General features: G+C 65.6%; 11 protein-coding genes. 5 read left to right on the top strand and 6 right to left on the bottom strand.

Going from position 1 to position 11,824, the window contains the following annotated elements; translation table 11 throughout:
* Positions 1 to 4: 4 nt before the first annotated feature.
* Positions 5 to 844, bottom strand: coding sequence for an MBL fold metallo-hydrolase (locus tag llg_RS01800; RefSeq protein ID WP_338287810.1), 840 nt, complete (start codon positions 842 to 844; stop codon positions 5 to 7).
* Between the two features lie 90 nt (positions 845 to 934).
* Between llg_RS01800 and llg_RS01795 the strand changes: the two genes are divergently transcribed.
* Complete coding sequence (locus tag llg_RS01795; RefSeq protein ID WP_338287809.1) at positions 935 to 2,194, top strand: nucleotide disphospho-sugar-binding domain-containing protein; 1,260 nt, start codon at positions 935 to 937, stop codon at positions 2,192 to 2,194.
* On the opposite strand, the gene llg_RS01790 is transcribed toward llg_RS01795, so the two are convergent.
* A complete protein-coding gene (locus llg_RS01790; protein WP_338287808.1) occupies positions 2,176 to 3,051 on the bottom strand; it encodes a phosphatidylinositol-specific phospholipase C in 876 nt (291 codons plus the stop codon). The two genes, llg_RS01795 and llg_RS01790, sit on opposite strands and share 19 nt — an antisense overlap.
* 132 nt (positions 3,052 to 3,183) lie before the next feature.
* Between llg_RS01790 and recN the strand changes: the two genes are divergently transcribed.
* Genes recN through rimK form a run of 3 tightly spaced genes read left to right on the top strand, consistent with a single transcriptional unit; the run spans position 3,184 to position 6,286 of the window.
* Positions 3,184 to 4,833, top strand: coding sequence for a DNA repair protein RecN (gene recN, locus llg_RS01785; protein WP_338287807.1), 1,650 nt, complete (start codon positions 3,184 to 3,186; stop codon positions 4,831 to 4,833).
* Positions 4,830 to 5,387 (top strand): RimK/LysX family protein, encoded by a 558-nt coding sequence (locus tag llg_RS01780; protein WP_338287806.1) that lies wholly within the window; start codon positions 4,830 to 4,832, stop codon positions 5,385 to 5,387. The genes recN and llg_RS01780 overlap by 4 nt, the downstream gene beginning before the upstream one ends.
* Complete coding sequence (gene rimK / locus llg_RS01775; protein ID WP_338287805.1) at positions 5,384 to 6,286, top strand: 30S ribosomal protein S6--L-glutamate ligase; 903 nt, start codon at positions 5,384 to 5,386, stop codon at positions 6,284 to 6,286. The genes llg_RS01780 and rimK overlap by 4 nt, the downstream gene beginning before the upstream one ends.
* Positions 6,287 to 6,388: 102 nt before the next feature.
* Here the strand turns inward: rimK and llg_RS01770 are convergent, their stop codons facing one another.
* Both llg_RS01770 and hemW read right to left on the bottom strand, forming a co-directional pair.
* On the bottom strand, positions 6,389 to 7,099 hold the full coding sequence (locus tag llg_RS01770) for a hypothetical protein (RefSeq protein ID WP_338287804.1): 711 nt from the start codon (positions 7,097 to 7,099) through the stop codon (positions 6,389 to 6,391).
* 282 nt (positions 7,100 to 7,381) lie between these two features.
* The gene (hemW, locus tag llg_RS01765) at positions 7,382 to 8,473 is read right to left on the bottom strand and encodes a radical SAM family heme chaperone HemW (protein WP_338287803.1); all 1,092 of its coding nucleotides are present in this window, start codon (positions 8,471 to 8,473) and stop codon (positions 7,382 to 7,384) included.
* Positions 8,474 to 8,587: 114 nt separating this feature from the next.
* Between hemW and llg_RS01760 the strand changes: the two genes are divergently transcribed.
* Positions 8,588 to 9,493 (top strand): phytoene/squalene synthase family protein, encoded by a 906-nt coding sequence (locus tag llg_RS01760; protein ID WP_338287802.1) that lies wholly within the window; start codon positions 8,588 to 8,590, stop codon positions 9,491 to 9,493.
* 3 nt (positions 9,494 to 9,496) lie between these two features.
* Here the strand turns inward: llg_RS01760 and llg_RS01755 are convergent, their stop codons facing one another.
* Positions 9,497 to 10,252, bottom strand: a complete 756-nt coding sequence (locus llg_RS01755) for a hypothetical protein (protein WP_338287801.1) — start codon at positions 10,250 to 10,252, stop codon at positions 9,497 to 9,499.
* The gene (locus llg_RS01750) at positions 10,224 to 11,822 is read right to left on the bottom strand and encodes a S8 family serine peptidase (protein WP_338287800.1); all 1,599 of its coding nucleotides are present in this window, start codon (positions 11,820 to 11,822) and stop codon (positions 10,224 to 10,226) included. The genes llg_RS01755 and llg_RS01750 overlap by 29 nt, the downstream gene beginning before the upstream one ends.
* Positions 11,823 to 11,824 lie beyond the last annotated feature (2 nt).

The raw sequence follows: 11,824 nt of genomic DNA, 5'->3' as shown, positions 1-11,824 counted from the left end.
AGGTTCAGGCGGAGCGGGCCAAGCTCAACTTCAGCCCATCATAGGCCACTTTTACGTGGCGCGGCAGGGTGGACTCCAGGGTGGCGTGCTCGTTGTTATGTCCGAGATGGGTCAACCATGCCTCGCGGGCCTTCACCTCGCCGATGGCGGCGAGGGCTTCCTCGTTCGAGAAATGGGTGGCGTGCGGCTGGGGCTGGAGGGCATCGAGAATGAGCACGTCGATGCCTAGGATCGCGGTTTGGGTGACAGGCGGGAAGGCCTTCACGTCCGGGAAGTAGGCCGCCGACTTGAAGCCGGGATATTCGAACAGGAAGCCCACCGTTTCCACGGAGGCGTGTTGGACCGGCAGCGGGGTGACCTTGAGCTTGCCGTAGAAAAACGGACCCTCGATCAGCTTGGGATCCGGTTTCACGTAGCCGCGGTAGGTATTGGCGGTGGAGAAGGCCCAGGCGAACATGGTGCGCAGCGTGGCCATGCACTCGGCGGTGGCGTGCATTGGCAGGGCACCCTCGCGATGCCAGCAGAAGGCGCGAAGGTCGTCGAAGCCGGTCACGTGGTCGAGGTGGCCGTGGGTGTAGAGCACGGCATCGACGGTGCGGAGCTTTTCGCGCAGTGCCTGCTGGCGCAGGTCCGGCCCGGAATCCACCAGCAGGGTCACTTCCGGGGTCTGGACCAGGATCGAGGAACGGGTCCGAACGTTACGGGGGTCGGTGGATTGGCAAGTCTCACATCCACAGCCGATGACGGGAATCCCCGTGGAGGTTCCGGTGCCCAGAAAGGTGAGGGTGAAGTCGTCCGTCATGAAATCCACTGGCAGGCTGGCACAAGGAAGATGGGTCCGCAACGGTGCGGGACAGCCAGGGTGGAAAAGCCCGGGGAGGCCGCCACTTTGTCATTTCCGGAGGCCGTGGCGGTCACCAGCATGGTTCGGACGATGCGGGTTCTGATTCACACGATTGGCAGCGCGGGCGATGTCCATCCGTTCATCGGCGTGGGAGCGGCGCTGAAGGCGCGCGGGCACGAGGTGCATGTGATCACCGGTGCGGTGTTCGAGCGCGCGGTGCGGGACAGTGGGCTGGAGTTCCACCCCCTGGGCACGACCGAGGACTTCGACCGCCTGCGGGGCAACCCGGATCTCTGGCACCCGCGGAAGGCCTTCAAGGTCATCATCCAGGGGGCGGCCGATCCGAGCTACGCGCCGATCCTGGAGATCACAAGGAAGCTGCACGATCCCGGCAACACGGTGATACTCGCCAGCTCGCTGGCGTTCGGAGCGCGGAATGCCCGTGAGCTGTTGGGCATCCCGATGGCCACGGTGCATCTGGCTCCGTCGTTGTTTCCCAGTGTCCACCGCCAGCCGGAGCTGCATGGGATGATCTTCGGCCAGAAGGCTCCGCGTGTTCTCAAGGCGATCCAATGGTGGTTCGGCGGCAGGGTGGTGGATCACCATGTGCTGCCCGGTTTGAACCGTTTCCGGCGGGAGCACGGATTGCCTCCCGCGCGGAACCTGCTGCGGGACTGGTGGCATTCGCCGGACCGGGTGATCGCGTTGTTTCCGGAATGGTTCGCGTCACCGCAGCCGGATTGGCCGCGGCAGACGCGGGTGACCGGGTTTCCGTTGTTCGATGAACGGGGCATCCGCGAGGTGCCGGAGGCGGTGCGGGAGTTTCTGGACGCGGGCGAGCCACCGGTGATTTTTACGCCGGGCAGCGCGATGGCGCACGGGGATGTGTTTTTCCGCGAGGCCGTGAAGGCGCTCAAACGCACCGGACGCAGGGGCATCCTGCTCTCGCCGTTCATCGAGACCATTCCCGCGGATCTGCCGGACCATGTCCGCCATTTCTCCTACGTGCCCTTCAGCGAGGTCCTGCCGCGGGCGGCGGCGCTGGTTTATCACGGCGGCATCGGCACCTGCGCGCAGGCGCTGCGGGCGGGCATCCCGCACTTGGTGCAGCCGATGGCGCACGATCAATTGGATACGCTGAGCCGTGTCAGGGATCTCGGCGTGGGGCTCGGCCTGGTGCCAGCGAAGTTCACCGACCAGCGGATCGCCGCGGTGCTGGACCGTTTGTTGACCGATCCGGGATTCAAGACGCGGGCGCTGGAGGTTGCCCGGCGTTTCGAGCCGGAGGCGTGGTTGCGGCGGACCTGCGAGGAGGTGGAGGCCCTGGGGGCTCAAGGACCTGCCCGGTAGATGAGGGCGCAGCGTTCCGCGGTGGCGAAGTCCATGACGATGACGCCGCGGTGGCCGCGGGGATGGGCTTTGAAATAGTCCGTGAGCTTGCGGTTCACCCCGTCTGAAACGGCGGGGATGTTCGGCAGTCCGAGCCGGCTGCCGGTGGCGCTGGAGAAATTCAGGTAGAGCGTGTCCGGGTTTCCGGAGGTGGATTCGCGGAGCAGGCTTTCGACATGGGGCCACTTGGCGTCCGCGTCCGGGCATTGGTAGCGGTCCTGGATGCGCAGGAGGCCGGTGTTGAAGGTGGCGTTGTCGGTCCAGCCGGTGGCGGCGATGCCCTTGGGCTGGGTGGTCGCGGAGAACCGGCGGAGCAGGATCATCTTGCCCCTCGTCTGGCCTACGGTCGGCAGGGTGGCCTGCAGGAACCACGGGGCCGGGTTTTTCGCAACGTAGGCGTCGAAGGTCTGTTCGAAGGTTCGGCTGTTTCCGGACGGGGTGAACTCCTCCTTGATCGAGAGGATCACGCATTCCGAGGGATGGTCCTTGAGGAAGCCCTGTACGGACTCCAGCACGCCCTCGAAATTCAGGTTCTGATAGATCGCGCCGTGGTGGATGACAAAGGCATCGCGCAGGTGGCGGCAGCGGATGTCGAGGAAACGGACCCCGGCGTTCAATTGGTCCGCGATCGAGAGGTCCTGGCATTTCGCGGTGCCGGGCACAGGCTCCACGGTGGCTCCGGAGTCATGGGTGCCGGGGATCGAGAGGGCGGAGAGGCGGGTATCGTCCGGCACCGCCTTCATCCAATCATGGCCGGTCACCTCCGCCGGTAGGGGCGGGGAAAGGAGCAGCAGGGCACCCAACAGGAGCGGTTTCATGGACTTGTGGAGGTGTCCCGGAGCGTGGCCGCCGCGGGCGGCAGGTCAAGTTCCCGGCCCGCGAAATCGTCAGTCGCCGGAGATTGATTCCCGGCCCGGGCTTGGCATGATGCCGCCGCCTCCGGGAACCGCATGCTCACCCTGCTGAAAATCCGCAATCTCGCCCTCGTCGATGAACTCACCTGGGAGCTCGGCTCCGGCCTTGTCGGCGTGACCGGCGAGACCGGCGCGGGCAAGTCGGTGATCGTCGGCGCGCTCAAACTCGTGCTCGGGGAACGCGCCGACAAGGGCCTGATCCGCACCGGCGAGGATGCCTGCACGGTGGAGGCGATCTTCAGCCTGAACGATTCCACGGCGATCGATGCGATCCTGGAAGAGGGGGGCTTGTCCGCCAGCGATGGCGACCTGATCGTGCGCCGCACAGTGGGCCAGACGGCGAACCGCCAGTTCGTGAACGATTCGCCGGTGACGCTGGCGATGTTGAAGAAGCTCGGCGAGCACCTCGTGGATCTCCATGGCCCGCACGACCACCAGTCGCTGCTGTCCACCGAGCGCCAGCTTTCGATGGTGGATGCCTACGCTGGCGCGGAAAGCAGCCTCTCCATCTGGCGCGAGGCCTGGCGCGATTGGCGTTCGAAGGTCACGGAGCTCGATGAACTGCGCCGCGCGGAAAACGCCAGCGAGCAGGAGCTGGAGCTGCTGCGCTACCAGGTTTCCGAAATCGACGCCGCGAACCTGAAGCCGGGCGAGGAAAACGACCTCGAGGACCGCTGGCGCCGTGCCGTGAATGCCTCCCGGTTGGTGGAAGCCTCCGGGGCCGCGATCGGCTCGCTTTCGAACGACGATGGCATTCTGGAACGTCTCGGCGAGGTCCAGCGGCTCGTGCGCGAACTGGAGAAGCTCGATCCCTCTGTGGCCGAGCGTACCGGCGGGCTGGAAACCGCGGTGCTGGAGCTCCAGGAGCTGGAACGCTCGCTGGCGGAATACGGCGAGGAGCTGGACATCGATCCCGAGGAAGCCGCGGCGCTCGAGGAGCGCGTGAATCTCATCGAATCGCTGAAGCGGAAATACGGCCCCACGGTGGCCGATGTGGTCGAGCGCCGCGATGCCGCCGCCACCCGCCTCGACACCATCGAGAACCGCGGCGAGAAGCTGGAGAAGCTCACCGCCGAGGTCGCCGCGTGCCGCGCCAAGCTCGATGCCGCGGGCAAGTCGTTGACTGCCGCGCGCAAGAAAATCGCGCCGAAGCTGGCCAAGGAAATCGCGGTCCAACTCAAGGATCTCGGTTTCAAGCAATCGTCCTTCGATGTCCAGGTAGTGCCGCTGGCCGAGCCCGGTCCGCAGGGCTACGAGGGCGTGGAGTTCCAGTTCGGACCCAACCCCGGCGAACCGCTGCTGCCGCTGCGCCAGATCGCGTCCAGCGGTGAAATCAGCCGCGTGATGCTGGCGGTGAAGAGCGCGCTCGCCGAGCAGGACGCCACGCCGCTGATGGTGTTCGACGAGATCGACGCCAACGTCGGCGGCGAGGTGGCGCGTGCCGTGGGGCTGAAGATGGCCGCACTGGGTACCCGCCACCAGGTGGTGTCGATCACCCATTTCCCGCAGGTCGCGGCCACGGCGGCGCACCATTTCGTGGTCGAGAAGGAAGTGGCGAACGGCCGCACCCGCTCGCGCCTCTATCCGGTGTCCGGCGAGGCACGCATCCGCGAACTCGTGCGCATGCTCGGCGGTGGCGGCGAGCAGGCCCGCGCGATGGCCGCCAGCCTGCTGGAGAACGCATGAAACGCTCGCCGCGCACGTTCAAGGCGGTGCCGGAGCAGATGGAGGTTCCGTCGGGCGAGCTGGCGCGTGAGCTGGGATTGCCGTGGAAGCAGACCGGCATGCCGCGCCTGCTGATCGGCCGCCGCGAGTGGGTCGGTTTGCCGGATCTCGGCATCTCGCCGCTCAATGCGAAGACCGACAGCGGCGCGCGGTCCTCGTCCCTGCACGCGGAGGACATGGTGCTGTCCGAGGATGGCGCGCGTGTCACATTCGTCACAGTCAACCACTATGGGGATCGTATTTCCTGCGAGGCTCCGGTGGTGGCGACGAAGAAGGTCCGCAGCTCCTCCGGCACGGCGAAGAAACGCGTTTTCATCGAGACAAAAGCCGTGCTTGCAGGCGGTTTCACCTGTGCGATCCGTCTCAGCCTCGCCAACCGTTCGGTGATGAGGTGCCCGATGCTGATCGGCCGCCGCGCCCTCTCCGGATTTTTTCTCATTGACCCGCAGTCCTCCCATTTGTTGGGAGGCGTGCGCGATCTCGAACACTTTGTTCCGGGCACCCGTCCCTCATGAAAATTCTCATCCTTTCCCGCAACGCCCAGTTATACAGCACCGACGCGCTCGTGCGCGCCGCCGAGGCCCGCGGGCACGAAGTCCGGGTGGTGGACTATCTCCGCTGTTACATGAACATCACCTCCCGGAAGCCGAAGATCTATGTCGACGGGGAGGAACTCCAGGCGGACGCGGTGATCCCGCGCATCGCGGCCTCGCACACCTTCTACGGCAATGCCGTGGTGCGGCAGTTCGAGATGATGGGCGTGTTCACCGTGAACGATTCGGTGGCGATCGCGCGTTCCCGCGACAAGCTGCGCTCGATGCAGCTCCTGGCGCGCAAGGGCGTGGGCCTGCCGGTCACCGCCTTCGCCCACCACACGGACGCCACCAACGAGCTGATCAAGATGTGCGGCGGCGCGCCGCTGGTGATCAAGCTGCTGGAAGGCACCCAGGGTGCGGGCGTGGTGCTCGCGGAGACCAAGAACACCGCCCAATCGGTGATCGAGGCGTTCAAGGCCGGTAACATGAACATCCTCGTGCAGGAGTTCATCCAGGAGGCGAAGGGCGCGGACATCCGCTGCATCGTCGTCGGCGGGAAGGTCGTGGCGGCGATGAAGCGCCAGGCCGCGGAGGGCGAGTTCCGCTCGAACCTGCACCGCGGCGGCGTGGCCGAGAAGGTGAAGATTTCCCCGGAGGAACGCGCCGTGGCCTGCCGCGCCGCGAAGGCGATGGGGCTGAATGTCGCGGGTGTCGACCTGCTGCGCTCGAACCACGGTCCGGTGGTGATGGAGGTGAACTCCTCGCCGGGGCTGGAAGGCATCGAGCAATGCTCGGGCAAGGACGTGTCCGGCATGATCATCGAGTTCATCGAACGCACCGCCGCGAATCCGCCGAAGGCGGGGGATGCGGTGAAGTAGTCGCGCAAGTTTCCAACTTGCGGCCGGGCGAGCGGATTTGCTCCGTCGGATCGATGATCTTCCTGCAATCCGCCGCTCCCATGAACAAGTTGAAAACTTGTTCTACTTCCGCCGCAGGCGGCGGGTGAGCTTGTAGCCGGCCCAGACCAGTCCGAGGCCCACCACCGAGCCGCCGCCCCACACCCACCACGGCAACGGCACGCGGCCCTTGAGGCGCGTGACCAGCGGGCGCTTGAGGCCCTCGGCGAGCGTGTAATCCCACACCAGGGTCTTGCCGCCGTCTTCGGTGCGGGTGGCGTTGGATTCCAGCGGGACCTCGGGAAGGTGCATCACGTAAACCAGACGGCGGCCGTCGATTTCCTTCCTCGGCAAGAAGAGACCGCCGATGAGGGCGCGGTTCGGGCTGATGGTGCGGGTCAGTTCCACATCCAGGCCATCCCGTTTCACCTCGACGACTCCGGCGAGGTGTTGGAACGGGGCGGGCATGCCCTTGGATTTCTCCGGCTTGGAGAGATCGACGATTTTCAGGACCGAAGCGCAGGACACCCGGATGTGGATGGTGGTGCGGTCGTCGTGCTGGGTGATCTCAAGGGTCTCGCAACGCACCTCGGGGGATTCCTTCAGCCAGTCGTCCACGCTGCCGCGGATCTTTGTTTCACCCCCGCCGAGGCGGACGGTGGTGGTGGGAACATCGTAGGTCGCCTCGAAGGTGGCCGCGCCTTCCTTGGTCAGCCACAGTTCCTCCTTCGCATCGAAACAGGACGTCAGCAGCGCGGCGATGGCGCAGAGGGCGGCGGTGAGGAGGACTCGCATGCGGCGGTCATTCCTATAGCAGATTTCCCCTCTTTGAACAGAGGGCTTCAGATATCGAAGAGGATGACCGCTTGGAGCTTGTTTGGGAAACAACTCTAGTTCGTAGGGCGGGAACCCTTTGGACAGAATTAACAGAATTTTCAGAATTCACAAAAATGAAGAGGAGACTCCGTGTCTTCGGCTTGAAGGGGCCTTTGAAGGCGTTCCGTAAATTCTGAGAATTTTGTCAATTCTGTCTGAGTCTGCTCCAGATTCTTCCGACGCTATTTTCCGAACGGGCTCTCAAACCAATTCCCCGGCGATCGGATCGACCAACGCCGAGCCCTCTTCGGTGAGGATGAGCCTGCCGTCCTGGATGGTGGCATAGCCGGAATCCACCAGCGACTGGAGCGTTTCCGCGCGGCTGTCGACGCGGTCGAGCGGGATGCCTTCGCGGGTCCGCAAGCCGAGGGCGATGCGTTCGATCCGCCAGGCTTCCGGATCGATCGCCTCACTGCCGGTGATGGCGTTGCCGATGGCGGTCACCATCTCCACGTAGCGCGCGGTGTCGGCGATGTTCTGGGAGCGGACCCGCTCGATGGTGGAAACGGCGGAGGGCCCGAGGCCGATGTAGTCCTCGCCCTGCCAGTAGCCGCGGTTGTGCGACGAATGGTGGCCGGGCCGGGCGTAGTTCGAGGTCTCGTAGTGGTCGTAACCCGCCTCCGTGAGCAGGCGGTGGGCGAGGTGGAAGAACGACGCGTCACGGTCCTCGTCCGCGTCCATGTCGCCGCGCTTCAGCGATTCGAAGAAGGCGGTGTCCTCCTCGTAGGTGAGGTTGTAGGCGGAAACGTGGTCCGGTAGCAGCGAGATGGTGCGTTCGAGCGTGGCGCGCCAATCGTCGATGGACTGGCCGGGGATCGAGAACATCAGGTCGATGTTCACCGAGGGCATGCCGGCCTCGCGCAGGATGGTCACGGCTTCCGCGGCTTGGTCCGGGTCGTGTTCACGGCCGAGTGTCTTGAGGACGTGCGGTGTGAACGACTGGATGCCGAGCGACACGCGGGTTACGCCGAGTTCGCGGAAGAGCCGGGCTTTCGTCAGATCGAACGTCGCGGGGTTGGCCTCCATCGTGACCTCGTCGAGCGCCGTGAAATCGAGCTGGGCCCGCAGCGCGCCGAACAGCCGCTCCAGATGGGTCGGGGACAGCATCGAGGGCGTGCCGCCGCCGAGGTAGAGCGTGCGGGGCTTTTCCGTGAGCCCCGGCAGCCGGTGCGCGGCCTCCTTGCCGAGGGCGTCGACGAACGCTCCGATCGGCGTGGAGCCGGGGGTATGCTTGTAGAACGAGCAATACGGGCAGACGCGGTGGCAGAACGGGATATGGAGGTAGGCGAGCAAGTGCGGGGGAAATTCGACCTCCCGGGCGCGGAATGCGAAACCAAATTCGGTGCGGCGGTTGAAAATCGCGGTGGGTGGTTGAAATGGCCGTGCCGGGCTGGTTGGGTGGCGCCCGTGAAGGGGGATCTGGCCACGGATGTGCTGAAGGGGGTGTCGCGCTCGTTTTATCTGACGCTGCGGCTGCTTCCCGGACCGATGCGCCACGGGGCCAGCCTCGGTTACCTGCTCGCCCGTACCAGCGACACCCTCGCGGACACCGCGGCGGTGCCAGTGGCCGATCGCCTGGCCCTGCTCGATGCCTACGGTGCGGCGGTGGCCGGGAAAGGCGGCGCTCCGGCGTGGCCGGAAAATCTGCTCGCCACCGCGGAGCCGAAAGAAGTCGTGCTCCTCCAGCGATCGGATGAAGTGCTGGCCGCCTTGGGGGAAACTTCCGAGGTGGAGCGGGCTCTCATCCGCGAGGTGCTGGAGGTGATCGTTTCGGGGCAGCGGCTCGATCTGGAGCGGTTCACCGGAGCGACGCCCGCGGAGCCGGTGTCCCTGCCGGACGATGCCGCGGTGGAGGATTACGCGTGGCGGGTGGCCGGGTGCGTTGGCGGGTTCTGGACGAAACTGGGGTTCGCGACGCTCGGGGAAGGGTACTCCACCGCGTCCCAGGAGGAGCTGCTGGAACGCGGCATCGCCTATGGAAAGGGGCTCCAATTGGTGAACATCCTCCGCGACCTGCCGCGGGATCTGGCCTCGGGGCGCTGCTATCTGCCGGTCGATGAACCATGGGACCGCAAGAGGTTGCTGGCCTGCCATGCCGAGTGGGTGAAGCGCGCCCAAGGCTGGGTGGCCGAAGGGCGGGCCTATGCGGCGACCCTGCCGATCCGCCGCCTGCGGGCGGCCACGGTGCTGCCAGCGCTGCTGGCGGAGGAGACCCTGGCGAAACTCGAAGGTGCGAAGTGGTCCGACCTCGAACACCGGGTGAAGGTGCCGCGCAAGCGCGTCTATGCGCTGCTATGGAAGGCGTGGTGGTGACGATCACCAGCGGCCGATCGCGGCGGAGACAGTGACGAGCGTCTTTTCCCCGGGACGGACCAACCGTTTCCCGACCGGCGTGACGGGCAGCACCGCCTCCAGGCCGAGCGCGGATTCCGACGAAACACGGAAGCTGCCGCTGCTCCGGCGACCGCCCCACGGATCGAGATAATCGATTTCCAAGCCGGTGCCATTGGTCGAACCGACCCGCAGCAAGGTGATGAAATGGCTTTCCACGGTGAACCACCCGCCGTTTCGCAGCACCTGCCGCCGCACGCTGACCACCGGCGGCAAGCCGCGTCCGAGTGACGTGGCTAGCATGCCCCGCACGCGGGCCAGCAAGGCGGCCGACGTTTCCCCGGAGCGGGGCAGCAGCACCTCGTTTTCCAGCGTCGGCAGGAACTTGGTGGCGGTGAGGTCGTTCCCGAGGTCGGTGAGGTCGTTCACGTTGATCCCGGCGCGGGACCAGCGCGTGCGGCCCCTCAATTGGCCGGACGGTTTCAGCCCGTACATCCGGATCACATGGCTGAGCTGCTCGCGATCGGTTTCACCCGGCAATCCAGCACCCAATTCCCGCCAGCGGGCATCACCGTAACGGAAAGCATTCAGCAGCGCCGCCGGGCCGCAGGCATTGCCGGAAACCGCCAGTTGGTTGAACGGCGGAGCGTGGTTCGCCGCGGATGGCGTTTCCGGCACCGAGCAGGAAACGAGCGCGAGGCAGAGCAGCAGGCTACTGGGCCGAAGCAGGGGTGTAGACATCCTTGCGGCGATTGTTTGCCGCATTCGCGTCGCTTTGGCCACCGGGAACTCCGATCGAGGACTGGAAGGTCATCGAGGAATCCGTGACGATGATTGGCACCTCGAAGGTCTGGATCGCCGTGGAGGTCAAAGAGCCGACGTTGAAACTGGCGTTGCCGTTCGGCGTCGTGACCTGCACCGGGATGTTGTAGAGCGTGTTGGTGCCGCGGTTCTGCACGGTGACCTGCAGGACCTGCTGGCCGTTGGCATTGGTGGTCACCCACTGGGAGGCCACCGCGGAGTCGGTGACATTCGCGGTGCGGCTCAGCATCACGCGGCCCAAGTCCACCGCGCCGCCGCCGTATTCGGTGTCGAAGCCCGGAGCGCCGGATTCATCGAGAAGGGAGGCCACCAGCGCGGCGGCATCCGTCGAGGAAAGGGTGCCGGAGAGCACGCTGTTCGACATGGTGGCGAGCAGCACGCCGGTTTCGATCGGCGCGCTGGCGGAGGTGCCACTGAAATAGATCGTGGAGCCATCGATGCCTTCCGCGGCCACGCCGTAGCCTGGAGCCATGGAGGAGATCTGCTTGCCAGTGTTCGAGAACAGCAGGCGGTCGCCATTCGCATCCACCGCGCCCACGGCGATCACACCGTCGATGGAGGCGGGCTGGGCGATCTGGTCGATGCCGTTGTTGCCGGTGGCGGCCACGATGGTCACGCCGTTCTGCTGGGCGTATTCCACCGCCTGGCGCAGCACCAGGCTGTCGCCGAAACCGCCGAGCGAGATGTTGATCACCGAGGCCCCGTCGGCCACCGCCTTGAGGATGCCCTCGGCGATCAAGCCGCTGTTGGACAGGCCGTTATCGTCGGCGATGCGGTAGGAAAGGATGTTCGCGTCCGGGGCGATGCTGTTGATCAGCGAGGCGACCGCGGTGCCGTGGCCGTTGAGGGCGGTGGCATCGCTGCCGAAATCGACCAGCGCGGACTGGTTCACCTTGTTGAAGAACGAGGCCAGCGTGGAAATGCCGGTGTCGAGCACGGCGACGTTCAGGCCCTTGCCCCAGCTCGTGCGATCGTAGTCCGAAATCCCGAGCCAATCGGCGAGATGGTTGCCGAGCGCCACGGCTCCGGGCTGGACGCTGCCTTCCGGAAGGGTCGGCACCGACACCGGGAAGATGAAGCCGGTTTTCTCGCTGCCATCGAGCGCGGAGGCCAGTTCATCGGCGCTGAGGAAACCGACGCGCAGGGTGTTGATCGCGTCGAGGCGGCCGAGCACCGCGATGCCCTTGCCCTGGATTTTTTCCAGGAACTTCTGCATCGCAGCCTTGTCGGTGAAAGTGATCGAGCGCTGTCCGGCCAGCGCGCCCTTCGAAAGCGCTTCCGCATCGCCGCCCTTCGGCTTTCCTTCCTTGCGGTCACCGCTGCGGAAAGTCGGCCCCGCCGTGTCGTGGTAGACGATCTCCTGCTTCGGCTCGTTGGCGTTCGACTTGGTCCGGGTGGAATCCGGCTTGGCCGTCCGTACGATCAGGTAGCCTCCCGCCGTGCAAAGTGCAAAGACGAGGGTGAGGAGGAGCCAGCGAGGAGCGCGCATTC

The sequence above is a fragment of the Luteolibacter sp. LG18 genome (assembly GCF_036322585.1).
Lineage (GTDB): Bacteria > Verrucomicrobiota > Verrucomicrobiia > Verrucomicrobiales > Akkermansiaceae > Luteolibacter.
Note: the sequence above shows the minus strand (reverse complement) of the source record. Positions and strands in the feature narration are given on the sequence as shown.